Consider the following 23,743-nt stretch of genomic DNA (forward strand, 5'->3'; position numbering starts at 1 on the left):
CCACGCGCCTCGATCTCGTCGGCGATGGCGTTCAGAAACGCCGCGCGGTCTTCGCGCGAGGAATGGCCATAGGACCAGAACGCCTCTTCCGCGGCCTTGGCAGCCCGGTCCACCAGCGCCGGGGTCCCGACGGCATAGTCAAACGCCGGCCCATGCGCGGGCGACGACGCAAAGGTCGTCTCACCGGCAACCCAGTTGCCTGCGATCAGGTGGTTTCCATGTGGTTCAAATGTCATTGTTCAAATCTCCCTACTTGCCCCATTTCAGGGCGATCAGATCAAGCTCGCCTGCCAATTGCAACAACCGTGCCCTGGTACGTTCGCTCATCGGTTTCAACGGGTGGCGCACATGGTCCGACCGGATCACACCACCCTCTTTCATCACAACTTTGGTTGCGCGCAGCCCGCATTGCCGGTTCTCATGATTGATCAGCGGCAAACAGTTGCGCCAATGCGCGAGTGCTGACTCGACATTGCCAGCCAGGTATTCGGTCACGATCGGTTTGATCCGCTCGGGTTGCAGTCCCGATGTCATCGTCCCGGTACAGCCGGCGTCCAGATCGGCCAGCAGGGTCACCGCCTCTTCGCCATCGAAGGGACCAATGATGTGCTCACCGCCCGCCTCGATCAGCGCCGCCAGCTTGTCCGCCGCAAAGGGCGTTTCCATCTTGAAATAGCTGACATTTTCGATCTCGCGAGCCATGCGCGACAACAGCGGCACCGGCAAAGACACCCCCGACAGCGGCGCGTCCTGAACCATGATCGGGATCGAAATCGCGTCCGAGACGGCTGAAAAATGCTCAAAAATCCCGGTTTCTGCAGGCACCAGCCCCACGCCGTGATAGGGCGGCATCATCATCAGCATCGCGGCCCCCATGGCCTCGGCCTCGCGCGCACGGTCCACGACGATCTGCGTGCTGAAATGGCTCACGGTGACAATCACCGGCACGCGGTCGGCCACATGTTCCAGTGACAGCCTAGTCAACGCGGCGCGCTCTGCATCGGACAACACGAATTGCTCGGAATAATTGGCAAGGATGCAGATCGCGTCGACCCCCTGATCAATCATGCAATCGAGCACATTTTTCATGCCATCGGTGTCGACCGTACCATCATCCAGAAACGGTGTCGGGGCCACGGGAAGGATACCGGTCAGCGGTTTTATCATGTTTTGTCCTATCTTTCGGGTCGCGGGGCGCGGTCTGCCCTAGTCGTTGAACGGGTCGGTCTGGACCCGGTGGCCGAGCGCCAGCGCATCGGTAACCAGAGTCATGGGGCGCAGGTCCATATCCCGTCCGCCGCGCGACACGAGTTCGGCCATCTTGGCATAGAGACGCGGATATTCACCGGCCAGCGGCGCAGCCTCTCCCGATATGACCCCGTCGATCTCCATCAGCGCGCCGCCGTCGCGCAGGGTCAGCGTGCCTGCATCGGTGATGGCTTCGATCTCCCAGATCTGGTCTCCGTCCTGACGCCAGTCGAATACGCCGGACACATCGGCCCCCGCCGGATGGTGAAAGCGGAGCTCGGCGGCAATTGGCGTCTGACAGTTCTGCGGGATTTCCAGCATTGCGCCGGTTACGTGGATATCAACGGGCAGGATTTCGGTCACGATGGACAGTGCATTGATGCCCGGATCGAAAACACCAAGCCCGCCCGGCTCCCAGATCCAGGCCTGACCGGGATGCCAACGGCGCACATCCTCTTTCCACGTCACCGTGAGTTTGCGCAATGTCTTATCCGCCAGCCATGCCTTAGCGGCACCAACCATATCCGCCTCACGCGAATGCCATGTCGCATAGATCGAGAGCCCCGCCTCCTGCGCGGCCCTTTCAAGGGCATGGCATTCGGCAAGTGTCGCGCCGGGAGGTTTTTCCAGCATCACATGACGCCCCGCCGCGAGGGCTTGCATGGCGTAATCAAAGCGCGGCACGGGCGGCACGCACAGCGAAATGACCCTGATGTCTGGCCGGGTGTCGAGCAGAGTCCCAAGGTCCGTAAAGGCCTCGATCCCGTCGATCGACCCGTGACGGCTCACCGTGGCGGCGAGATCCCAATCAGGGCTGTTTGAAATGGCCGGGACATGCTGGTCCAGCGCAATCTTCCCAATTCCGACAAGCGCGACTTTCATCAGTGACTGTCCTTTCCGACCGGTGCGCCCCGGCATCCCTTGAGGAAATCGAGATCGGCGCCGGTATCCGCGCCCTCGACATGGTTTTGATGCAACCAGGCATATCCACTGGCTGGTTGCGCGTGGACAGGTTTCCATTGCGCCAGCCGATCTGCCAGTTCCGCATCGGAAATCTCCAGATGGAGGCGGCGGTTTTCCACGTCGACCTCGATCATGTCCCCGGATTGCACGACGGCCAGCGGTCCGCCCGCCGCCGCCTCGGGCGAGGTATGCAGGATCACCGTGCCATAGGCGGTGCCCGACATGCGAGCGTCCGAGATACGGATCATGTCCTTGATGCCCTTTTTCAGCACCTTTGGCGGCAGGCCCATATTGCCCACCTCGGCCATGCCGGGATAGCCCTTGGGCCCGCAGTTCTTCAGCACCATGATGCAGGTCTCGTCGATGTCGAGCGCATCGTCATTGATCCGCGCCTTGTAGTCGTCGATATCCTCGAACACGACCGCCCTGCCCCGGTGTTGCATCAATTCGGGTGACGCCGCAGAGGGTTTCAGGATGGCTCCCTTGGGGGCAAGATTGCCCTTGAGCACGGCGATGCCGCCCTTTTCGGTCAGCGGCATGTCCACTGGGCGGATCACGTCCTCGTTCCAGTTGACCGCATCCTTGACCTCATCCCATATGGTTTCGCCCGACACGGTCAGCGCGTCGCGGTGCAGTTTGCCCGCCTCGGCCAACCGCTTGAGCACGACGGGCAGCCCGCCTGCATAAAAGAACTCTTCCATCAGGTATTTGCCCGAGGGTTGCAGGTTCAGGATGGTGGCGATGTCGCGCCCGCAGCGGTCCCAGTCATCCAGCGTGATATCCACCCCGACCCGGCCCGCAATGGCCAGCAAATGCACCACCGTATTGGTCGATCCGCCGACCGCGCCATTGGTGCGGATCGCATTTTCAAATGCCTCGCGGGTGAGAATGTCCGAGGGCTTCAGGTCGTCCTTGACCATCTGCACGATCCTGCGGCCCGACAGCTGCGCCATGACGCGGCGGCGCGCATCCACCGCCGGGATCGCCGCATTGCCGGAGAGCGCCATGCCCAATGCTTCGGACATCGAGGCCATGGACGATGCGGTGCCCATTGTGTTGCAGGTGCCCGAGGAGCGGGTCACGGCGGATTCCGCATCCAGAAATTCCTCCTGGGTCATTTCCCCGGCCTTCACGGCTTCGGAAAATCGCCACAGATGGGTGCCCGCGCCCACGCGTTCGCCCTGAAACCAGCCATTGAGCATCGGTCCGCCGGTCACCACGATCGAGGGCAGGTCGCACGACGCCGCGGCCATCAGGAGCGACGGCGTGGTCTTGTCACAGCCCACCATCAGCACGCAGCCATCCATGGGCTGGCCCCTGATCTGTTCCTCGATGCTCAGCGCCGCGAGATTGCGGAACATCATTGCCGTGGGCCGGAACGTGTTTTCCGAGGCCGAAAAGACCGGCACTTCCATCGGGAAACCACCCGCTTCCCAGATGCCGGCCTTTACCTTTTCGGCCAGCTCGCGCAGATGCCCGTTGCAGGGCGTCATATCGGACCAGGTGTTGAGAATACCAATCACCGGACGGCCATCGAACAGATCATCCGGATAGCCCTGGTTCTTCATCCAGCCGCGGTGATAGATCACGTCCTTGGTGCTGCCTTCGTACCACTCGGCAGAGCGCAGCTTGCGGGGCCATTTGGCGGGTTTGAAGGTCATGCTCTCAGCCCTTCTGCTTGTTGTAGACGTCGAAAATGACAGCCGCGAGCAGCACAAGACCCTTGATCATCTGCTGATAATCGATGCCGATGCCCATGATCGACATGCCGTTGTTGAGCACCCCCATCAGGAAAGCGCCGACCACCGCACCGACGATCTTGCCCACGCCGCCCGACATGGACGCACCACCGATGAACACGGCGGCGATCACGTCAAGTTCCAGCGCAAAGCCAGCCTTGGGCGTCGCCGTGTTGAGCCGCGCGGCAAAGACCAGCCCGGCCACAGCGGCCAGCATGCCCATATTGACAAAGGCAAGGAAGGTCAGCCGCTCGGTCTTGATCCCGGACAGCTTGGCGGCCTTCTGGTTGCCCCCCAGCGCATAGATACGTCGGCCCAGTACCGTGCGTTCGGTGATGAAGGCATAGACGATAGTCAGCACACCCATGGTCAAGAGCACATTGGGCAGGCCACGGAAGGTGGCGAGTTTGTAGAGAATGAAGATCAGCGCCAGCGAGATGATCGCGGTCCGGACGACGAAAAACGCCTTGGGCTCGTCCTCGATCCCGTAGGCCTTGTTGCGGGCGCGTTTGCGCATCCCGGACCAGATCACCCAAGCCGCCGCAATCAGCCCGGTGCCAAAGGCCAAAACGTTGAAATTGCGCGTGCCAACGATCCCTTTCATCGCGTCGCCACCCGGTAGGATATCGGGCACAAAGCCGGTTGCGATGACCTGAAATTCACGTGGGAAAGGCCCCACGGACTGCCCCTCAAGCAGCCAGAGCGACAGGCCGCGAAAGACCAGCATGCCCGCCAGCGTCACGATAAAGGACGGAATCCCCCAATAGGCCACCCAATATCCCTGGGCCGCGCCAATCAGCGCGCCCATCGCGACGCAGGCGATCATGGTCAGCCAGATGGGCATATCGAGATTGACTACCATGACGGCGGCCAGCGCCCCGATAAAGCCCATGACCGATCCGACGCTCAGGTCGATATGACCGGCCACGATGACGATCAGCATGCCCAGCGCCATGATGATGATATAGCTGTTCTGCAACAGCAGGTTGGTCAGGTTGATCGGTTTCAGAAGCGTGCCCCCGGTCACGATCTGAAAGAACGCCATGACCGCAATCAGCGCAAAGAGCAGACCATATTCGCGCAGGTGCGCAGCCAGATATGCGCCGATCCCTTTGGGCTGGGCCGCGCCGTCAGACGAGGTTTCCGCAACAGACATGCCTGTCTCCTATTCGTTCACGATGAGCGACATGATGCGCTCCTGACTTGCCTCTGCCGCTGGCATTTCGCCAACAAAGGCCCCTTCGTTCATCACGTAGATCCGGTCGCACATGCCCAGCAACTCGGGAAGTTCCGACGAGATCATGACCACGCCCTTTCCGGCGGCGGCCAGATCGTTGATCAACCCGTAAATCTCGTATTTCGCACCCACGTCGATGCCGCGTGTCGGCTCATCAAGGATCAGAACCTCGGGGCCCGCAAACAGCCATTTTGACAGGACGACTTTTTGCTGGTTACCGCCTGACAGGTTCACCACCTTCTGGTGCACGCCCGGGGTTCGGATGCCCAGGTCCTTGCGGTATTTCTCGGCCACCCGGGTCTCCGCATGCTCATTGAGCACCGCGCCGCGCGCCACTTCGGGCAGGTTGGCCAGCGTGATATTCCGGGTGATCGTGTCATCGAGGATCAGCCCAAGGCTCTTGCGGTCCTCGGTCACATAAGCCAGCCCGGCCTTGATCGCGCGGTTGACGTCGGACACGTCCACCGGTTGCCCGTGCATTTCGACCGTGCCGGTGATGTGCTGCCCCCAGCTCTGGCCGAAAATCGACATGGCCAGTTCAGTGCGCCCAGCGCCCATCAGCCCGGCGATGCCCACAACCTCACCCGCACGCACGTCAAAACCGACGTTGCGGATGACCTGCCGGTCCGCGTGTTCAGGGTGATAGACCGACCAGTCGGAGATGCGCATGATCCGTTCGCCGATATTGGGTGTGCGTTCCGGATAGCGGTTTTCCATTGACCGCCCCACCATGTCGCGCACGATGCGGTCCTCGGTGATGCCGTCGCTGGCGCTGAAACTGGAGACCGAATGCCCGTCACGAATGACGGTGACGGTGTCGGCCACGCGGCGCACCTCGTTCAGCTTGTGGCTGATGATGATTTGCGTCATGCCCTGCGCCTTGAGTTCAAGCATGAGATCCAGAAGCGCCTGGCTGTCGCTTTCCGACAGGGCCGAAGTGGGCTCGTCAAGGATCAGCAGGCGCACATCCTTGGCCAATGCCTTGGCGATCTCGACCAGTTGCTGTTTGCCGACGCCCAGTTTCTCGACAAGCGTTGTGGGCGCGTCACGCAAGCCGACCTTGCGCAAGAGCTCTTCTGTCTTCTGGTTGGTCTCGCGCCAGTCGATCACGCCGCCGCGGGCGTTTTCATTGCCCAGAAACAGGTTCTCGGCAATCGACAAGAGCGGCACCAGCGCAAGCTCCTGGTGAATGATGATGATGCCCTGCGCTTCGCTGTCCGCAATGTCGCGGAACTCCGCCAGCGCACCGTCATAGTGGATTTCCCCGTCATAGCTGCCCGCCGGGTAAACGCCGGACAGCACCTTCATCAGGGTGGATTTACCCGCACCGTTTTCACCGCAAATGGCGTGAATTTCACCGCTCTTCACCTTGAGCGAGACATCGTCGAGCGCTTTCACACCCGGGAACGTCTTGATGATGGAACGCATTTCCAGCAGCGTGTCCTGCATGGCGGCGACCTCGTGGTGCATGGTGGATTGTGGGATGATGGCGGACCGGCACCGCACAGGGCAAGCCGATCCGCCGGACCAGTATAACAGGGAGCGGTAAGCGCCGGGGCGCTTACTTGATCTGGTCCATGGTATAATAGCCGCTGTCGATCAGGCGCTCTTCCCAGTTTTCTGCCGTCACCTTGAGCGGCTCGAGCAGGTAGGAGGGCACAACCTTGACGCCGTTGTCATATGTCGACGTGTCGTTGATCTCGGGTTCGCCACCTTCAAGCACCGCCTCGACCATGCCCACGGTCACGCGCGCCAGTTCACGGGTGTCCTTGAAGATCGTCGAGTATTGCTCGCCCGCGAGCATCGATTTGACGGACGGCACTTCGGCGTCCTGACCGGTGACGATCGGCATCGGCGTGTCGCCAGAGCCATATCCCACGCCCTTGAGCGACGACAGGATGCCGATGGACAGGCCGTCATAGGGCGACAGGACACCATGCACAGTGGCATCGGTGTAATGGGCCGACAACAGGTTATCCATCCGGGCCTGTGCCACCGCACCATCCCAGCGCAGGGTGCCGACCGTGTCCATGCCCATCTGGCCTGACACGATGTTCACGGTGCCCGCGTCGATCATCGGCTGCAGGACAGACATGGCGCCATCATAGAAGAAATAGGCGTTGTTGTCGTCGGGGGAGCCGCCGAACAGTTCCACGTTGTAGGGGCCGTCGCCAAAGCGCTCTTTCAGCCCGTCCACCAGCGTTTCCGCCTGTTGCACACCAACCTTGAAGTTGTCGAAGGTCGCGTAATAGCTGACATGCTCACTGTCGCGGATCAGACGGTCATAGGCGATGACCTCGATCCCGGCAAAATGCGCGTTTTCCAACGCATTTGACAGGGTCGTGCCGTCGATGGCCGCAATCACCAGCGCGTCCACGCCATTGGTGATCATGTTTTCGATCTGCGCCAGCTGGTTGGGAATGTCGTCCTCGGCATATTGCAGGATGGTCTCGTATCCAGCGTCCTCGAACTGCTGCACCATGGATTCGCCATCCGAGATCCAGCGCGCGGAAGACTTGGTGGGCATCGCGATACCGACAAGACCCTCTGCAAGGGCACCGGTCGCAAGCGTGGTCGCCAGCGCAGTGCTGACGAGAATGGATTTCAATGTCATGTTTTCCTCCTCCTGAGGTCCCCACACTCTGGCGAGGCACCTACCGGGCAGGAGCGTATCGCGGGTATGTATAACGATCTAATGCGAATATGATTGGCTGGCATATCAATTATGTTATGCCATGACCATGCACAGAACCCTTCCCCAACGGTTGAAACCGTCGCAGTTGAAACTGATCCGCGCGATCCAGGATTGTGGCAAACTGCAACTGGCGGCCGAGACCGTCGGCATGTCCCAGCCCGCCGCCTCGCGCATGCTTTCGGAGATTGAAACGAATGTTGGCGCGCCGCTCTTTGAGCGCCTGCCGCGCGGCATGGCTGCGACCGAAATCGGCATGGCCTTTGTCCGCCATGCACAGGTCATCCTGTCGGAGTTGGATACATTGGCCAACGAGGTCGCGCAGCTTCGCGGTGGAAATGCAGGTGCGGTGCGGATCGGCGCGGTTACGGGGCCCGCGGTGGGGGTGCTGGTCCCGGCGCTCAAGGCGGTGCGCGAAGAGATCCCGGGCCTCCAACCGACCATCGAGGTTGCCCCTTCGGTCACCCTGATCCGGGGGCTGGAAGAAGGGCATTTCGATTTCGTTCTGGCGCGGCTCGGATCAGCACATCATGCACGTGATTTCATGGCGCATCCGGGCCGAACCGAGGTCGTGAGCCTTGTCGCGCGCGCCGCGCATCCGCTTGTCGGGCGGACCGTGTCGCTGTCCGACACCCTGCCCTATGATTTCGTGATTCAGGAACCGGGGTCACCCATTCGCGCGGCGCTCGAACACAGCTTTCTGGAACATCGCCTTGAAATACCGGCACGGGTGACCAACAGCTCGTCTCTTCTGGTGGCGCTGAGCCTCATCAGCGAGGCGGACACTATCGCGCCACAGACACGCGAGGTGGCACAGGTGCTGAGCCGGACCAACGCCAATCTTGCGATCATTGAAACCACGGAAAGCATCGTCGTCTCGCCGTATCTGGTGCTTCAGACGCGTCACAGGCAACTTTCTCCGGTGGCACAGAGGCTTTTGGACGAGGTGTTGCGGCGGCTGTGAATGCTGGCGCGGCGCCCTACCCTTTAACACCGGCCGAGATCATAACCGCTTCTGTCACCCGTTTCTGAAAGATGAGATAACCGACGATCACCGGTGCCGCCGCCAGCAACGCCAGCGCCATCATCCGGGCATACGCCACACCGAAAGAGTCGTTGACCTGTGTGATACCTACCGGGATCGTCATCATGCTTTCGCTGGTCACGATCAGGAATGGCCAGAAGAAATTGTTCCATGTGCTGATGAAGGTGATAATCGCCAGTGCCGCCGTGATCCCCCAGTTGAGCGGCAGGTAGAGCTTGAAGAGCAGTGTGAATTCACCGCCCCCGTCAAGCAGCACCGCTTCGCGCATTTCCTTGGGGATGGCGTCAAAGAACTGTTTGTAGACGATCACCACGACAGGCACGATCAGCTGTGGCAGGATGATGCCCCACCATGTGTTCACCAATCCCAGATCGCTCATCAGGATGAACTGCGCCACGTAAAGCGCGGGCACCGGAACCATGAAACTGGCCACAACGAGCAGGTAAAGCGCCTTGCGCCCGGGAAAGCGCAACTGGGACAGCGCATAGGCGCACATCATGCCGGTCAGGAGCACGATGACCGTTGTGATCACCGAGGTGCCGACCGAATTGAGATACCAGATGGGCAGCTTCGACGTTGACAGGACCTCGATATAGGCCGCGAAATTCAGTTCGTCGATCAGCACGCCCGCGTCTGACACAATGCGGTTCTCGGTTCGCAGGGACGTGGTCAACGCCCAATAGAGCGGAAAGATCCAGATCATCGCCGCAATCAGGACGATGCCGAAAAAAGCAATGTTGCGGGCGCGTTTGGCAGTCATTTCCGGCCTCCGATCCGCAGCAGCTGAAATTGCAGGACAGAGACGATCACGATCACCAGGAACAGCACCATCGCGATGGCCGAGGCATAGCCGCCGTTGTTCAGCTGAAACGCCTCGCGATACATCTGCATGAGCACGACGTAAGACGAATTGAACGGGCCGCCGTTGGACAGCAGATAGACCTGATCAAACAGCTTGAGCTGCAAGATGAGCTGCAAGGTCAGCACCAGCGCCGTTACCGGCCAGAGCAACGGCCAGGTGACGCGCCAGAACCGTTGCCACGGCGTAGCCCCGTCAAGCGCGGCGGCCTCGTACAGGTCCTCGGGAATGTTGCGCAGCCCCGCAATGAGCAAAAGCACATTGAACCCGTTCGTCCACCAGATCGTAACAACCGCGATCATGGGCATGACCCAATAGGGGTTCTTGAAAACCGGCACAGGCTTGCCCGTCACGGCGGCGATCAGCGGTTGCAGAATCCCGAATTGGAAATCCAGCATCCAGGCCCAGATCATCGTCACCACCGAGACCGGTAAAACATAAGGCAGGAAGAACAGCGTCAGCACAAGCGCCTGCATGCGGCCCTTGAGCTTGCTCACCGCGAGCGCGATGAGCAGTGCAATCACCGTGGTCGGAACGACGGTTAGCAGCACGAAATACAGGTTATTCCAGAGCGACGTGTAAAACAGCCGGTCATTCAACAGCTTGGCATAGTTGGCCAAACCAATCCATTGCCCCTCACCGATCAGCGGCGCGTCTGTAAAGCTCAGCGCGATGACCTTGTAGGTCGGGTAAAGAAAGAAGACCGCAAAGACAAAAACGAAAGGCGAGATCAACAGGACCGCATCCCGAAGCTCGCGGCGGCGGCGTTTCATTTTCGACATGTCGGCCTCCCGTCTTGCGGACGTTCCGGGTGTAGGTGGGGGCGTCGGTTGGACGCCCCCACCTGTAGTGATCAGTTCAGCAGATCCTGCAGCTGATCCTTCATTTGCGCGGCGGCATCCTCGGCGCTGAGGAAGCCATGCACAGCCGGGGCGATCAGGTTGTCAACCGCGTCATAGATCGGCGAGGCAACCCCGGCGATTTTAGAGCGCGGATCAAAGGCCGCATTGGCAGCCAGTGACGCATAGGTAGCGTTTGGCTCAAGCGCGGCATAGGCATCGCTTTCAACCGTCGGCTTGTAGGCGGGGATGTGGCCCGCGCCAGCCCAGGCCAGCGAATGCTTTTGCATCCAGCCGATCACGGTCAGGACCGCGTCACGTTTTTCGTCTGTCATCTCGGGATCATTCGGGATCGCAAAGGCATGGGAATCCGCCCACGTCGCCGGTTGGTCCATCATTTGCGGAACCTCGTTAGCGAACCATTCAAAGCCCAGCGTGCCCGCCTCGGATTGGTCCTTGAAGGTGGGCACCTCCCAAACACCGTTGATGTGCAGCACGGCCTTCTGCCCGGAAAACAGCGCGACAGACGCTTCGTATTCGGCCTGTTCCGGTATCAGGCCTGAAGAGCGCCAGTCCGCGAGCGTTTGAATGGCGGTCACGGCCTTGTCCATGTTGTCCCCGGCCAGGACCTCACCATTGGTCAGGATCTCACCGCCCTGCTGGCTGAGCAGGGTGTAGAACATGCGCCAGGTGCCGCCGCCACCCACGGTCTGAAAGCTCAGCGGATCAGAGAACCCGTTTTCCTTGGCCCAGGTCAGCAATTCGGTCATCGCCTCGATGGAGCCCAGGTTGGTCAGGTTGCCATCCTCGCCCAGCCACTTGGTTCCCTCCAGCGCGGTGCGGTTGTAATGCACAACCACGGCGTGGATATCGAATGGGATCGCCATCAGCTGACCGTCATCCGTGGACGCAGCGGTGATCGACGCGTCAAAGAAATCACCCGTCGACAGCCCAGCTGTCTCCATGTCCTCAGCGGAGATTGGCGAGAGCACATCTTCTTCCAGCGCCAACGGCAAGCGCGACAAGTGATAGGTCATGATGTCTGGGCCTTCGCCGACCGCGACTGAAGTCCGCACCTTGGTATAGAACGGCAGGCCCCATTCCAGCGTCGTGCCCTCGATCTGGATGTCGGGGTGCTCTTCGTTGAACTGGTCGATCAGCGCCTTCATACGCACGCCGTCACCGCCAGCGAGAAAATCCCACCATTCGATTTCAACCTGCGCCCATGCCGGGCTGGATAGCCCCATGACAAGCGCTGTTGTCGCCGCCAGTTTTGTCATTACTCGTTTCATTTCAGTCCTCCTCCTTGTTGTCAGTCAATTCACCGGATGCGTTCGCCATCTGCGTCAAAGACAAAGATGCGCCCCGGTTCGGGCGTGACAGTCTGCACGGTGCCATGCATGCCGTGTCGTGCGCCGGTCTGTTGGAAAATTACTGCGTCGCCGCCTTCCAGCGTGCCATGCTGATAGGAAACGCCACCCAACTCCTCGGCGACATCCACGGTCACGCGCAAACCGTCCGCCTCGGTCACGATCAGATGCTCGGGCCGCATGCCGAGCACCACGGTTGCGCCCTTTGCGGGCGGCTGCGAGAGCGGAACGTTCAAGGTCAGGTCGGGCTGGCCGGTGAGCCGCGCGAGAATGCCATCCCGGGTTTGGTCATCGACCGACGCATTGAAAAAATTCATCGAGGGCGAGCCGATAAACCCTGCGACGAAGCGGTTGGACGGGTCGTCATACAGGTCCAGCGGCGCGCCAGATTGCTGCACATACCCGCCCTGAAGGACAAAGATCGTATCGGCCAGCGTCATTGCCTCGACCTGATCATGTGTCACATAGATCATGGTGGCGCCGAGTTTCTGATGCAGCCGCGCCAGTTCCAGACGCATCTGAACGCGCAGTTCTGCATCGAGATTGGACAAGGGTTCGTCAAACAGAAACACATCTGGTGCCCGCACGATCGCCCGGCCAATGGCGACGCGCTGCCGCTGGCCGCCCGAAAGCTGTGCGGGTTTCTTGTCGAGATGCTCGGTCAGCTGCAGGATGCCCGCGGCCTGGCGGACCTGCTCGTCGATCTCCGCTTTGGGGCGTTTGGCCAAACGCAGACTGAACGCCATGTTCTCATAGACCGACAAATGCGGATAAAGCGCATAGGATTGAAACACCATGGCTACGCCACGGTCCGCCGGATCCTCGTGGGTCACATCGCGGTCGCCGATGAAAATCTCGCCGCCGCTGGTCTCTTCCAGGCCGGCGATCATGCGCAGCAAGGTGGATTTCCCACATCCCGATGGCCCGACGAACACGGCGAACTGGCCCCGGTCGACATCCATATCGACGCCGCGAATGACATCGACCGCGCCAAAACTCTTCTTGACGGACTTGAGATGAACGCCGGTGGCTTTCATGGTGGTTCCCCCCGTGTCGCCCATTAACCGTTCATCCGACCGAAAGCCGGATCATGTTGTATGAAAAAGCGGGAAGCGCGCCCCTGACGCCATTGCCATCGACGGCCAGCTTGTCCCCCTCGCGCGGTTTGATCCGGTCCGGCGCAACGCTGGTATTGGCGACCCGCGCCTCGGCGTTGTTGCCGCCCATCACCTTGTGCTCGATCAGCTTGAGGTTCTCGAACCCCTGCAACGCCAGATCTAACTCCATCTCCTCTTCAAGGTTCCGATTGATGGCAAAGATCGTGATCGACGCCCCGTCACGTGCCAAAACCGCCGCCACATCCAGGTAATGCACATCCTGCGCGGCATCCGCGTCATACCGTGGTCCATCCACGGCAACATTCAGTGCGGTTCCCCGGCCATGCAGGCTGGCGAACTGGTAGGGATAATAGATCGACGTGGCCCATGCGGGACCGCCCCGTTCGGCGCGGATCGGCGCAATCACATTCACAAGCTGCGCGATACAGGCGATCCTGACCCTGTCCGAGCGGCGGATGAATTCATTCAGTAAACCGCCGACAAAGATCGCGTCTTCGAGGTTGTAATCCTCTTCGAGCAGCGCGGGGGCCTCGGGCCAGTCCCAGGAATGCCAGTTTTTGCTGTCCTGCTCGCGGTTGTGATACCAGACATTCCATTCGTCAAAGCAGATATAGACATCATTCTTGGCACGTTTCTTTGCCTTGATGAAATCGATCACGCCGCCGATGGCCTGAATATAGCGGCCTGTTTCGTCGATTTTGGCAAAGTAGTTCAGGCTGTTGTGGCTGCTGTTGCCGAAATATTTGTGCAACGAGATGAAATCGACATTCTCGTAACACTCTTCGAGAACCTGACGCTCCCAATCCGGATAGGTCGGCATTTCGTCATTGGAGGAACCGCAGACAACGGTCTCGATACCGCCACCAAACGCCTTGACGGCCTTAGATGTCTCATCCGCCAACCGCCCGTACTCCTTGGCCTCCATATGGCCGATCTGCCATGGGCCGTCCATCTCGTTGCCAAGACACCACATCTTGACGCCATACGGGTCAGCCACCCCGTGGCTGCGACGCAGGTCGCTCCAATAAGTTCCGGAGGGGTGATTGCAGTATTCGACAAAATTGCGCGCCTCTTCGATGCCTCGGGTCCCGAGATTGACGGCCAGCATCATTTCGATATCGGCATCCTTGGCCCATTGCGCGAATTCGTTGATGCCTACCTGATTGGTTTCGCGCGAGCGCCAAGCCAGATCCAGCCGCATGGGGCGGTCCTCCTTGGGCCCGATGCCGTCTTCCCATTTGTAGGCCGACACGAAGTTGCCGCCGGGGTAGCGGATGGCCGGGATCTTCAGGCCACGAACAAGCTCGAGAACGTCCTCGCGGAAACCATGCGCGTTGGCGGTCGGGTGGTCGGGCTCATAGATACCGCTGTAGATTGCGCGCCCCATATGCTCGATGAAGGCCGAATAAAGCCGGTCATCAATCTGCGCGAGCGCGAAATCCCGGTGAATCGTGGCGCGAGCTTTCATGTCCCCTCCCAGTGGCATGTGTCGTTTTGACAATCACCGTAGGGTCAGCACGTCTTTACAAACAATTTACTTTTCAGCTTATCGCGTTGACAGAATTGGCAACTCATCAATTTCTGATCCGGGCCTGTACAAGGTCCAGCAGGCGCTGAGCCGCCGCAGACAAAAGCCGGTCGCGTGGACACAGGATGTAATAGGGTTCAATGGAAATGGGTTTGGCGGTGTTCAGCAGAACGAGATCGGCGCTAAAGGGCGGAGAAAGCAGGAGATCGGCCACCTCCTCGGTTACAACCGCAATCACATCGGAATCGCGAAGCAGGGCCATGATCGCCACCACAGACGCCGTTTTGATCAGGCTGGCGGGAATATCTATACCTTCTTCGTGGAATGCGATTTCGATCGCGTGGCGGATGGGTGCGCCGCGATCCTGCATGGTCCAGAGACAGCCCAGCAAATCTCGCAATTGAACCTTGCTGGTCGTGGCCATCGGATGTCCACGCCGGACCATCAACAGGACGGATTCGTTACGCGCGGGATGAATCTCGAAGTCGCGGGAATAGTCATGCGGACCGACGCGGCTCAGAGTGAAATCATATTCACCGGCTTCAAGCCCACGCATCAGCTGCGCCGAGGACGCAACATCAAGCGATACATCAACCAGCGGCGCATCCTGTTTGAGATCAAGGATCGCCGGGATCAGCGCGGCCAGCGCTCCGCCGGTCACCGCGCCAACGCGGACGCTGCCGCCCGTGCCATCCATATGGGCCGCAAAGTCATTCGCCATCTGGTCAATGTCATGCACAAGTTTGCGAGTATGCGTGGCCAGAACGCTGCCCGCCGGGGTGGTCAGCATACCCTTGGGCGTACGTTCGAACAGCGCGGTGCCAAGCTGCGTCTCGATATCGGCCAACATGCGCGACGCGGCAGGCGTGGTCATGGAACATGCGTCCGCTGCAAGACGCAGCTTGCCAAGACGCGCAACGGCATCGACAAGGCGCAACTGAACAGGGCGTAGCGAACGGAGGTAGAGCATGATGGCAAAGTTCCCTGTTGCGTGCCTGACGGGATGATCGGCAGACGTGACCCAGAGTTTCCCATCCTGGCCCCCTTGATCAACCCCGGAGTGGCACCGCCCTGATTACCTGCCTGCGGGGCGACCTTTGCCAGCGCCTTCAGAATCCGTTTTCCGCGCGGATCATCAGCAGGATCGACGACGTCACCGTCACGATGACATGCCTGCTGAGGCTGGGCAGCTTGTGGCGAAAGATGATCCGATTGAAGATGCAGCGCCGGATTGTACGGTATCCACTGAGGTAAGAAGGTGCCGCGACCGAACCGGATCGAGCACACCGTTTCAGCCTGCACTTAGTATTCAACCAAAAAACAAATCTGCCTAACCTGTCTGCCAACTTGACCCAAGGAACCGCAGATGCCAAGCAACGCTCCCCAGACACCGCCGATTTCCCCATCACGGTCGGCAATCGACTTGATGGCCACGTCTATCGCACTCTGTTGGACAAAATCCGGTTCGGGCCCCACAGGCTGGGACAGCGTCTTCCGAGCGGATAGGATCTATGTGAAGAGCACGGCGTTTCACGACCTGTCGTTCGTGGAGCTCTCGCAAAACTTGGGGATTGCGGTCTTATTGTCTCGTGACAAGGCACCGGTTCCTTCACAAAGAGCGGCGAGGCAGTCCATGCTGAACCATGTCGACGGGTTCGAGAAACGGGTATTCAAGAGGCAGATATGAACATGAACATCGAATGCGTTGCGCCAACCCGCAGTATTTTGGGTGAAGGCGCTGTGTGGGACGTTGGCGATCAGCGCCTCTGGTGGGTCGATATCATGGCAGGGTTGATCCACTGCTATGACCCTGTCACGCGGGACAACGAGACATTCGACTTCGGCGAACCTGTTGGCTGCCTTGCCCGGCGCGAAAAGGGTGGACTGGTTCTCGCCGCCAAGTCGGGATTCTGGTTCTACGACCCGGCATCAGGTGAGCGTGAAAAGATCGTGGATCCGGAAGAAGCGCTACCTGACAACCGCTTCAATGATGGCGGAACCGATATGCAGGGCCGGTTCTGGGCAGGGACGATGAAGGATGGCGGTGAGCCTGAAAAGGCCGGGACATTCTATCGGCTGGACCCCGACCTGAGCCTGACAGCATGGCGAAACGATTTTTTCACCACCAACGGACTGGCGTTTTCGCCCGATGGGAAGACCATGTATTGCTCGGACAGCAACCCGACGGTCCGTACCATCTGGGCCTATGACTACGATCTCAATACTGGCGCGCCTTCGAATGGGCGGGTGTTCTTTGACACCAGCGCCCTTCCGGGGCGCCCCGATGGAGGCACTGTCGATGCCGAGGGGTGTTATTGGCAAGCGGGCGTGTCCGGCTGGCAGTTATACCGCCTTTCACCGCAGGGCGAGGTCTTGATGACGATCGACATGCCGGTTGAGAAACCGACCAAACCGCAGTTTGGCGGTGAAAATCTGGATATCCTTTTTGTTACCTCGCTCAGTCTCGGGCTTGATCCAGACAATCCGCAGCCGGAGGCGGGCAGTCTCTTTGCGATTACCGGCCTTGGCGTCACCGGCGTTGCCCAGGCTAGGTTTCTGGGGTGACGATCACCGGCCTGCGGTCCTTCATCACCCGCAACGGCAACCGCCCGCGCGTCATTGTCGCCGTCGATACGGCAGAAGGCATCACAGGTTGGGGTGAATGCTACGATCATGGGCCTGAACGGGCGCGTTGAGGTGCCCCGAGTGTTCTGGACGGTTGCCTTGTTCAGTATGCCATGTTTGCTTCCAATGCCCCCAAAGCCCCGACGCCTTAGTGTTCAAAGCTCAAATGCACCTTGACCGACTGAGACCGATCCGCCGCAATCCGAAAGGCTTCCGCCGCATCGTTGAGCGAAAAGCGATGCGTGATCATCGGCCGAACATCGATGCAACCGGAAACGATGGCGTCGACCGCTTGCGCAAACTCTTCGCCGAAGCGGAATGTCCCTTGCAGCTTCAGCTCTTTTGCCACGATGGCGTTCAACGGCATCGGCGTGTCACCGGCAACGCCAACCTGAACCAAGATGCCGCGCGGGCGCAAAGTGGCGATAGCCGTACGGATGGCGGGCTCAGCTGCTGAACACTCAAAGGCAATGTCGAACTGGCCTGTATCCGCCTCGTACTCTGCGAGCGTATCACCTTGGCTGGCTACGTTGATGCAACGCGTTGCGCCCATCTGCGCAGCGATGTCCAAAACGGCGTCTTGCAAATCTGTCACGACGATGTCCGCTGCCCCTTCTCGCATGGCGATGGCGGTGCACAGCACGCCGATGGGGCCGGCCCCCGTGACCAGCACGCGTTTTCCGGCGACATCGCCCGCGATCTTCGCCGCGTGCAGGCAGACTGCCAGCGGTTCGGCGCAGGCAACGGCTCCAGGGTCGGCTTCTAAAGGGATTTTCATGCATTGCGCCGCATCGACCACGATCCGGTCGCGGAACAGTCCCTGTTCGTGTGGCAGGCGCATTGCCGAGCCGTTGAACCGCATATCGATACAATGCATCGCCAGCCCTTCGGAGCAATACCGACAGGTGCCGCAGGGACGGCTTGGGTTGATCGCAACGGCATCGCCCTCGGCGAGATTGGTTATCCCAGAGCCGACTTTCACCACCCGGCCCGACGCCTCGTGGCCAAGGATGCTCGGTTCCCGGACCCGAATCGTACCGATCCCACCTTCGGACAGGTAGTGCATGTCCGATCCGCAAATCCCGCCCGCTGCAATCGCAAGCAGAACCTGGCCCTTACCGGGTTCGGGTACGTCTTCGGTTTCGATACGCAGGTCATTTTGACCGTAAAGGCGGCAGACGCGGGTTTCCATGGCAGAGCTCACTTGGTCAGCAGGGACGGAAGCCATGTCGCCAGTGCCGGGATGTAGGACACGGCAAGCAGCACGGCGATATTGGTCAACAGGAAGGGCAGGATCGCCACGACAACCGGCATCAGCGGCAGCCGCGCGATCCCGGCGCAGACGAAAAGGCAAACGCCCACCGGGGGCGTGGTCAGCCCGATCATGAGGTTGAGCACCGCGAAGGTTGCGAAATGCAGCGGCTCGATCCCCACCGCCTGCGCCAGCGACAACAGCGGCACAAACAGGATGATCAGCGCGGCAATGGCCTCCATGAACATACCGACAAAGAGCATGGAGGCCGCGATATTGGTGAGGCCCAGCCCGCCTTTGATCCAGCCGACCAGGGAATTCGCAAAGCGGATGATCCGTTGGGTGATACCGCCGCGGTTCATCAGGTTCCCCGCAAGGATGAAGCCCGGGATGGAGAGCAGCACAAAAACATCCATGCCCGCATACATCTTTTGCGGCATGACGACCGGCGGAATGCCCGCCAGCAAGAGATAGGCCAGCGAAGACAGGCCCAGCGTGATGGCGACAGGAATGCCAAGCACAAGCCCGCCGACAAAAACCGAAAAGAGAACGGCAACTTCCATGCTTCAGGGTTCCTCGTCTGCTTTGACGGGTTTGCCGTCCTCGGCACCGGTGAGCATGCCCAGCACCCGCAACGCGGCAAAGGTCGCCAGAAACACCAGCATCAGCCACACTGTCACATGGATAAAATCCATCCGCACGCCGAGCGCGGGCGAGGTCTGCATCTTGCCAATGGACACGTAGCGCCACGTATGCGGCAGAAGGTAAATCGCCAACCCTGCCGTTGCGATGGCCGAGCCCAGCCGGAGAGCCCAGGGCGCTCGACCGGGCAGGGATTCACAGATCACGTCAACATTCACCAGATCACCCGAGCGAAAGGCCAGTCCCGCCCCGAACGCGACCGTGAAAAGCAACGCGTGGCGCGTCAATTCCTCGGTCCACACTACCGCCGTACCGGTCAGACGTCCGATCACCTGAATCAACACCGCGGTGATCAGCACGGCAAAGGAAATCCCGGTGCCCCATTGGGCGACCCGGGTGATCAGGTGAATGATCTTGTCTGCGTGTTTCACAGCGGGCCTCGGCAACGGTGAAAAGTGTCCGGCGCCGCAAAGCTACGACACCGGATTGGGGTTCATTTCGGATTATTCCGCGAACAGTCCCTCGACGATCGGCTTGATCTCGTCGTTGACGTTCATAAGAACAGCGTCCTTGGCTGCGGCCTGGAACGCAGCCCCATCCACCTCGACAAAGGTCATACCCTTTTCTTCAAGGAAGGCCCGGTCGGCTGCAATCGTGTCATTGAACAAGCCACGCTCGTAAGCTTGCGCGCGGGCAGCGGCTTCCATGACGGCGGCCTGATCATCTGCGCTCAGCTTGTTCCAGGTGGATTCCGCGATGGTCAGATAGATCCAGGAGCGAACATGCTCGGTCATGTTCACATGGCTCTGCACCTCGTAAAAGCTGGCCGAGCGGATCAGCACCAACGGGTTTTCCTGGCTTTCGATGGTGCCGTTTTGCAGCGAGGTAAAGACTTCGGAGAACGCCATCGGACCGGGGTTTGCGCCCAGCGCTTTCCAGGTATCCACGAACAGCGGCACGTTCGGCACGCGCATTTTCAGGCCGTTCAGCTCATCGGGATGCGCGATGGCGCGGTTCAAGGTCAGGTTACGCGGACCACGGGCAAAATGCGCGATGGGACGGATCTGTGCCTTTTCGATGATTTGCGCCTTGATCTGATCGCCGATTTCGCCCGAGGCGACCTCGTCCATATGTTCAATGGATTTTTACGCGTAAGGCACGGCCAGAAGCGCCACCATAGGCGCCCAGTTTTGCAGGCTTTCGCCGGTGATCGTCATGTCCACTGTGCCCAGCTGCATACCGTTGATCAGGTCGATTTCCTTACCCAGGCTCTCGTTCGGGAAGACTTCCACGGCAATGCGGCCGTCGGTCAGAGCCTACAGTTCATCGCCAAACTTGACCGAGGCGAGGTGCCACGGATTGTCCTCATTGGCGAGGTGACCCAGCTTGAGCGTCATTTCCTGCGCCAGCGCCGGGACGGCGGCCAGTGCAGCGACGGTTGCGGCGGCAACGGTCTTTTTCCAGTTGAATGTCATTCGTTCTCTCCTCCTTGAATGGGTGCGTTGACCGGCGCGGCGACACCGCCCTCCGGAACGTCGAAAAAGTCAGGGTTGGCTCCGAGGATCTGCGGCAGGTCGCTGAGGACTTCTCGCAAATGGCCGCGGATGGCCGCATAGGCGCCTTTGGTGTCGCCAATCTCGATGCGATCAACGACCGCTGTGTGCTGTTCGATGAGCTTTTTCAGCGGAAAACGACCCAGCGACAGGAACCGCACCCGGTCCATTTGTGATTTCAGGCCCTCGATCAGCCGCCAAGCGCCACCCTTCCCGGCGGCGTCGGCAAGGGTGCGATGGAAACGCTCGTCGAGGCTGATGAAATCCTGCGGCTTTGTCTGGATCACAGCGACTTGCGCCTTGAGCTGCGCGCGAAGCTCCCGGATCACGGCCGGGTCAGGACTGGCAGCAAGAATGGCCACAATATCGGCCTCGATTGCTTCGCGCAGGAAACGCGCATCGAGAACCGCGCTGTATCCGATCTTGGTAGTCACCGTGCCACGCTGCGGCAGGATGGCCAAAAGCCCCTCGCTGGCAAGCTTGATGAAGGCCTCGCGCACCGGCTGACGACTCACATTGCAGGCGCGCGCAATCTCGCTTTCTGAAATCCGGTCCCCCGGAGCAAAACGGTTGCGGATGATGGCATCGCGCAAATGCGTGTAAATCTGGGGCGAGATCGCCACGGATGGATCGAGATCATCTGCTACAACTTCATGCCGGTTCTGGACTGGACCCGTACCGATCTGGCGTGGCGTCGTCCCTCGTGGGCGACCTACATGCGCTTTGACCTGACGGATTTCGCGGCCTTTGACCTGCATATCCTCGCCCGTCCCGGCGCCGAAGAAGATTTCGATGAGGGTCTGCGCGCCGCGGCGGCCAAACGGTTCAGCGAGATGGGCGATGCGCGCCGCGCGGAACTTGCCAAAAACGTGGTGTTCGGGCTGCCCGGTGCGGCGGAGAATTTCAGCCTCGAAGATGTGCGGCTGCACATCTCGGAATACGCCAAGATCGACGAAGCCCAACTACGCCAGAATCTGGTGGATTTCCTGTCCGAAGTGACACCCTTGTCCGAAGACCTGGGCCTGCGCCTGTGCTGTCATCCGGACGATCCGCCCGTGCCGCTGCTTGGACTGCCGCGCATCATGTCGACAGAGGCGGACTATGCCGCGGTCATGCGAGCGGTGGACCGGCCCGCGAATGGAATTACGCTGTGTTCCGGCTCGCTTGGCGCGCGCCCCGACAATGACCTGCCCGGCATGATGGAGCGGTTGGGCGACCGGGTGCATTTCCTGCATCTGCGCAACGTCAAGAGGGAGACGCCGGAAATCCGCGGATCGTTTTTCGAAGACGAGCATCTGGCCGGAGATACGGACATGGTGGCCCTTGTCGCGGCCTGCCTGCGCGAAGAAGCCCGGCGCAAGTCGGAGGGCCGCGAAGATTGGTCCATCCCGTTCCGGCCGAATCATGGGCAGGACATTCTTGACGATCTTGGCCGCAAGGCACAGCCCGGATACCCGTCGATCGGGCGGCTCAAAGGGCTGGCCGAACTGCGCGGTGTGATCGCCGGGTTGCGGCATGGCATGGCGGCCCAATGACGGACAGGCTGACCACGACTGAGGGGCTGCCGGAAAGCGTGCAGCGCCCCGGATATGTGCGCGACGCACGTGGGACCGGAATCGTGCATATCGGTCTTGGCGCATTCCACAAGGCACATCAGGCGGTCTATACCGACGATGCATTGGCGGCCTCCGGGGGCTATTGGCGCATCATCGGTGTCAGCCTGCGCAGCGCCGAACCGGCTGCCGAGCTTGCCCCGCAAAACGGGCTCTATACTGTCATCGCGCGCGACGCAGCGGGCAGCCGGGCGCGCGTTATTGGAGCGATGCCAGGTGCATATTGCTTGAAAACACAGCGGCAACCGGTGCTGGACGCGCTATGCGCACCACATACCTGGATCGTGTCAATCACGGTTACGGAAAAGGGCTATGGGCTCGACCGTGCAACTGGCGGGATCGACACAAACCACCCAGCGATTACCGCCGATCTGGCCACCCCGGAGACACCCCAAGGGCTGGCAGGTTTGTTGGTCTTGGCGCTGAGACAGCGACGCGCAGCCGGAGTGCCGCCCTTTACAATCCTCTCCTGTGACAACCTGCCGGAAAACGGCCCGCTCACACGCGACCTGATTGCCGATCTTGCGCGCCATGCGGCACCGGATCTCGTGAATCACATCCTGACCGACGTGGCCTTTCCGTCGACCATGGTGGATCGCATCACGCCAACGCGCCGAGCTCAAACCGGAGCGCTGGCGCGCCAGATGATGGGCCATGTCGATGCGGCCGCCATTGAGACCGAGGCCTTCAGCCAATGGGTCATCGAGGATCATTTCCCCACCGGTCGTCCCGAATGGGAAGCGGGCGACGCGATCTTTGTCGATGATGTGCGCCCCTATGAGACAATGAAGCTGCGCATGCTGAACGGGGCCCATTCGATGCTGGCTTATGCAGGGTTTGCAGCCGGGCACAGATACGTCCGCGATGTCATGGCCGATATGGCTCTGGCCCGCCTTGTGCGACGTCACCTCGGCGCAGCGGCGGCAACACTGCCGACGCTGCCCGGCGTCGATTTTCGCGGCTATACCGCCCAACTGGAAGACTGGTTCCGCAACCCGCATCTGGCACATGGGACATGTCAGATCGCGATGGACGGATCTGAGAACATGCCGCAACGCCTCTTCTCCGCGATCCCCGACGCCCGACAAAAGGCTGTCGACATTCGTGCCTTTGCTTTTGCCACTGCCGCGTGGTTGCGGCACCTGTCGTTGTCGACGCATGATTGCGTGCCCTACGACTCGCGGGACCCACGCAAGGAAACCCTGACTGCGATAGGTTTTAACCGCACCGCCGCCGAAATCGTCCAAGTGATGCGCACAGCCGATTTCATCGACCGGGCCATTGCAGATGACACCGCGTTCTGGACCGAAGTGACGCCTATACTGGATGATATGCTGTCGCGCCCGATGACCGAGGTCATCGCACAGGAGGCGTCCTGATACATCCCGGATCAAGATGTTGCGCGTCACCAATAGTTGAC

General features: G+C 60.3%; 23 protein-coding genes and 2 pseudogenes. 5 read left to right on the forward strand and 20 right to left on the reverse strand.

Annotation, left to right across the window (positions count from 1 at the left end; all coding sequences use genetic code 11):
* The 7 genes and pseudogenes from PGB28_RS20870 to chvE all read right to left on the reverse strand — a co-directional run.
* Positions 1-236, reverse strand: a pseudogene (locus PGB28_RS20870) (aldehyde dehydrogenase (NADP(+))); the annotation flags it as partial.
* A gap of 13 nt (positions 237-249) precedes the next feature.
* On the reverse strand, positions 250-1,167 hold the full coding sequence (locus PGB28_RS20875) for a dihydrodipicolinate synthase family protein (RefSeq protein WP_271423446.1): 918 nt from the start codon (positions 1,165-1,167) through the stop codon (positions 250-252).
* Between the two features lie 39 nt (positions 1,168-1,206).
* On the reverse strand, positions 1,207-2,130 hold the full coding sequence (locus tag PGB28_RS20880; protein WP_271423447.1) for a Gfo/Idh/MocA family protein: 924 nt from the start codon (positions 2,128-2,130) through the stop codon (positions 1,207-1,209).
* A complete protein-coding gene (araD, locus tag PGB28_RS20885) occupies positions 2,130-3,872 on the reverse strand; it encodes an L-arabinonate dehydratase (RefSeq protein ID WP_271423448.1) in 1,743 nt (580 codons plus the stop codon). Before araD ends, PGB28_RS20880 begins: the two co-directional genes overlap by 1 nt.
* 4 nt (positions 3,873-3,876) lie before the next feature.
* A complete protein-coding gene (gene mmsB / locus PGB28_RS20890; protein WP_271423449.1) occupies positions 3,877-5,106 on the reverse strand; it encodes a multiple monosaccharide ABC transporter permease in 1,230 nt (409 codons plus the stop codon).
* A gap of 9 nt (positions 5,107-5,115) precedes the next feature.
* On the reverse strand, positions 5,116-6,657 hold the full coding sequence (gene mmsA / locus PGB28_RS20895; RefSeq protein ID WP_333908250.1) for a multiple monosaccharide ABC transporter ATP-binding protein: 1,542 nt from the start codon (positions 6,655-6,657) through the stop codon (positions 5,116-5,118).
* Positions 6,658-6,748: 91 nt separating this feature from the next.
* Positions 6,749-7,801: a multiple monosaccharide ABC transporter substrate-binding protein gene (gene chvE, locus PGB28_RS20900; RefSeq protein WP_271423450.1), complete on the reverse strand. Its 1,053-nt coding sequence runs from the start codon at positions 7,799-7,801 to the stop codon at positions 6,749-6,751.
* A 127-nt stretch (positions 7,802-7,928) separates the two neighbouring features.
* Here chvE and PGB28_RS20905 point away from each other — a divergent pair, with 127 nt between their 5' ends.
* Entirely contained in the window at positions 7,929-8,843 is a 915-nt protein-coding gene (locus PGB28_RS20905; RefSeq protein WP_271423451.1) for a LysR family transcriptional regulator, read from the forward strand.
* A gap of 16 nt (positions 8,844-8,859) precedes the next feature.
* On the opposite strand, the gene PGB28_RS20910 is transcribed toward PGB28_RS20905, so the two are convergent.
* The 7 genes from PGB28_RS20910 to PGB28_RS20940 form a co-directional block, all read right to left on the reverse strand.
* Positions 8,860-9,684 (reverse strand): carbohydrate ABC transporter permease, encoded by an 825-nt coding sequence (locus PGB28_RS20910; protein ID WP_271423452.1) that lies wholly within the window; start codon positions 9,682-9,684, stop codon positions 8,860-8,862.
* Positions 9,681-10,565, reverse strand: coding sequence for a carbohydrate ABC transporter permease (locus tag PGB28_RS20915; protein ID WP_271423453.1), 885 nt, complete (start codon positions 10,563-10,565; stop codon positions 9,681-9,683). The genes PGB28_RS20910 and PGB28_RS20915 overlap by 4 nt, the downstream gene beginning before the upstream one ends.
* A 71-nt stretch (positions 10,566-10,636) precedes the next feature.
* Positions 10,637-11,914, reverse strand: a complete 1,278-nt coding sequence (locus tag PGB28_RS20920; RefSeq protein WP_271423454.1) for an extracellular solute-binding protein — start codon at positions 11,912-11,914, stop codon at positions 10,637-10,639.
* 29 nt (positions 11,915-11,943) lie between these two features.
* The gene (locus tag PGB28_RS20925) at positions 11,944-13,029 is read right to left on the reverse strand and encodes an ABC transporter ATP-binding protein (protein WP_271423455.1); all 1,086 of its coding nucleotides are present in this window, start codon (positions 13,027-13,029) and stop codon (positions 11,944-11,946) included.
* 31 nt (positions 13,030-13,060) lie between these two features.
* The gene (gene arfA, locus PGB28_RS20930) at positions 13,061-14,578 is read right to left on the reverse strand and encodes an arabinosylfuranosidase ArfA (RefSeq protein ID WP_271423456.1); all 1,518 of its coding nucleotides are present in this window, start codon (positions 14,576-14,578) and stop codon (positions 13,061-13,063) included.
* 106 nt (positions 14,579-14,684) lie between these two features.
* Positions 14,685-15,608: a LysR family transcriptional regulator gene (locus PGB28_RS20935; protein WP_271423457.1), complete on the reverse strand. Its 924-nt coding sequence runs from the start codon at positions 15,606-15,608 to the stop codon at positions 14,685-14,687.
* Entirely contained in the window at positions 15,509-15,940 is a 432-nt protein-coding gene (locus tag PGB28_RS20940; protein WP_271423474.1) for a hypothetical protein, read from the reverse strand. Before PGB28_RS20940 ends, PGB28_RS20935 begins: the two co-directional genes overlap by 100 nt.
* 381 nt (positions 15,941-16,321) lie before the next feature.
* Between PGB28_RS20940 and PGB28_RS20945 the strand changes: the two genes are divergently transcribed.
* Positions 16,322-17,203 carry an SMP-30/gluconolactonase/LRE family protein gene (locus tag PGB28_RS20945; protein WP_271423458.1) on the forward strand — a complete coding sequence of 294 codons (882 nt, stop codon included), beginning with the start codon at positions 16,322-16,324 and terminating at the stop codon, positions 17,201-17,203.
* Positions 17,200-17,334, forward strand: a complete 135-nt coding sequence (locus PGB28_RS20950; RefSeq protein ID WP_271423459.1) for a hypothetical protein — start codon at positions 17,200-17,202, stop codon at positions 17,332-17,334. The genes PGB28_RS20945 and PGB28_RS20950 overlap by 4 nt, the downstream gene beginning before the upstream one ends.
* A gap of 77 nt (positions 17,335-17,411) precedes the next feature.
* Here PGB28_RS20950 and PGB28_RS20955 read toward each other — a convergent pair whose 3' ends face one another.
* From PGB28_RS20955 to PGB28_RS20980, 6 genes and pseudogenes are all read right to left on the reverse strand, one after another.
* Positions 17,412-18,455: an L-idonate 5-dehydrogenase gene (locus PGB28_RS20955; RefSeq protein WP_271423460.1), complete on the reverse strand. Its 1,044-nt coding sequence runs from the start codon at positions 18,453-18,455 to the stop codon at positions 17,412-17,414.
* An 8-nt stretch (positions 18,456-18,463) separates the two neighbouring features.
* Complete coding sequence (locus PGB28_RS20960; protein ID WP_271423461.1) at positions 18,464-19,078, reverse strand: TRAP transporter large permease subunit; 615 nt, start codon at positions 19,076-19,078, stop codon at positions 18,464-18,466.
* A 3-nt stretch (positions 19,079-19,081) separates the two neighbouring features.
* Entirely contained in the window at positions 19,082-19,588 is a 507-nt protein-coding gene (locus PGB28_RS20965; RefSeq protein WP_271423462.1) for a TRAP transporter small permease, read from the reverse strand.
* Positions 19,589-19,660: 72 nt separating this feature from the next.
* Positions 19,661-20,449, reverse strand: a pseudogene (locus PGB28_RS20970) (TRAP transporter substrate-binding protein).
* A 24-nt stretch (positions 20,450-20,473) separates the two neighbouring features.
* The gene (locus PGB28_RS20975) at positions 20,474-20,632 is read right to left on the reverse strand and encodes a hypothetical protein (RefSeq protein WP_271423463.1); all 159 of its coding nucleotides are present in this window, start codon (positions 20,630-20,632) and stop codon (positions 20,474-20,476) included.
* A complete protein-coding gene (locus PGB28_RS20980; protein WP_271423464.1) occupies positions 20,629-21,303 on the reverse strand; it encodes a GntR family transcriptional regulator in 675 nt (224 codons plus the stop codon). Before PGB28_RS20980 ends, PGB28_RS20975 begins: the two co-directional genes overlap by 4 nt.
* Between PGB28_RS20980 and uxuA the strand changes: the two genes are divergently transcribed.
* Both uxuA and PGB28_RS20990 read left to right on the forward strand, forming a co-directional pair.
* The gene (gene uxuA / locus PGB28_RS20985) at positions 21,304-22,245 is read left to right on the forward strand and encodes a mannonate dehydratase (RefSeq protein WP_271423465.1); all 942 of its coding nucleotides are present in this window, start codon (positions 21,304-21,306) and stop codon (positions 22,243-22,245) included. It begins immediately after the preceding gene.
* Positions 22,242-23,702, forward strand: coding sequence for a mannitol dehydrogenase family protein (locus tag PGB28_RS20990; RefSeq protein WP_271423466.1), 1,461 nt, complete (start codon positions 22,242-22,244; stop codon positions 23,700-23,702). Before uxuA ends, PGB28_RS20990 begins: the two co-directional genes overlap by 4 nt.
* Positions 23,703-23,743 lie beyond the last annotated feature (41 nt).

The organism is Primorskyibacter aestuariivivens, from assembly GCF_028023675.1.
GTDB lineage: Bacteria > Pseudomonadota > Alphaproteobacteria > Rhodobacterales > Rhodobacteraceae > Marinovum > Marinovum aestuariivivens.

Bases quoted from the DNA above. Each gene is read 5' to 3' on its own strand.
- chvE (WP_271423450.1), bottom strand. From the start codon at position 7,801: ATGACATTGAAATCCATTCTCGTCAGCACTGCGCTGGCGACCACGCTT.
- araD (WP_271423448.1), bottom strand. From the start codon at position 3,872: ATGACCTTCAAACCCGCCAAATGGCCCCGCAAGCTGCGCTCTGCCGAG.
- PGB28_RS20910 (WP_271423452.1), bottom strand. From the start codon at position 9,684: ATGACTGCCAAACGCGCCCGCAACATTGCTTTTTTCGGCATCGTCCTG.
- PGB28_RS20880 (WP_271423447.1), bottom strand. From the start codon at position 2,130: ATGAAAGTCGCGCTTGTCGGAATTGGGAAGATTGCGCTGGACCAGCAT.
- uxuA (WP_271423465.1), top strand. From the start codon at position 21,304: ATGCGTGTAAATCTGGGGCGAGATCGCCACGGATGGATCGAGATCATC.
- PGB28_RS20945 (WP_271423458.1), top strand. From the start codon at position 16,322: ATGAACATGAACATCGAATGCGTTGCGCCAACCCGCAGTATTTTGGGT.
- PGB28_RS20955 (WP_271423460.1), bottom strand. From the start codon at position 18,455: ATGGAAACCCGCGTCTGCCGCCTTTACGGTCAAAATGACCTGCGTATC.
- PGB28_RS20990 (WP_271423466.1), top strand. From the start codon at position 22,242: ATGACGGACAGGCTGACCACGACTGAGGGGCTGCCGGAAAGCGTGCAG.
- PGB28_RS20905 (WP_271423451.1), top strand. From the start codon at position 7,929: ATGCACAGAACCCTTCCCCAACGGTTGAAACCGTCGCAGTTGAAACTG.
- PGB28_RS20975 (WP_271423463.1), bottom strand. From the start codon at position 20,632: ATGACATTCAACTGGAAAAAGACCGTTGCCGCCGCAACCGTCGCTGCA.
- PGB28_RS20915 (WP_271423453.1), bottom strand. From the start codon at position 10,565: ATGTCGAAAATGAAACGCCGCCGCCGCGAGCTTCGGGATGCGGTCCTG.
- mmsA (WP_333908250.1), bottom strand. From the start codon at position 6,657: ATGCACCACGAGGTCGCCGCCATGCAGGACACGCTGCTGGAAATGCGT.
- PGB28_RS20935 (WP_271423457.1), bottom strand. From the start codon at position 15,608: ATGCTCTACCTCCGTTCGCTACGCCCTGTTCAGTTGCGCCTTGTCGAT.
- PGB28_RS20920 (WP_271423454.1), bottom strand. From the start codon at position 11,914: ATGAAACGAGTAATGACAAAACTGGCGGCGACAACAGCGCTTGTCATG.
- PGB28_RS20960 (WP_271423461.1), bottom strand. From the start codon at position 19,078: ATGGAAGTTGCCGTTCTCTTTTCGGTTTTTGTCGGCGGGCTTGTGCTT.
- mmsB (WP_271423449.1), bottom strand. From the start codon at position 5,106: ATGTCTGTTGCGGAAACCTCGTCTGACGGCGCGGCCCAGCCCAAAGGG.
- PGB28_RS20925 (WP_271423455.1), bottom strand. From the start codon at position 13,029: ATGAAAGCCACCGGCGTTCATCTCAAGTCCGTCAAGAAGAGTTTTGGC.
- PGB28_RS20875 (WP_271423446.1), bottom strand. From the start codon at position 1,167: ATGATAAAACCGCTGACCGGTATCCTTCCCGTGGCCCCGACACCGTTT.
- arfA (WP_271423456.1), bottom strand. From the start codon at position 14,578: ATGAAAGCTCGCGCCACGATTCACCGGGATTTCGCGCTCGCGCAGATT.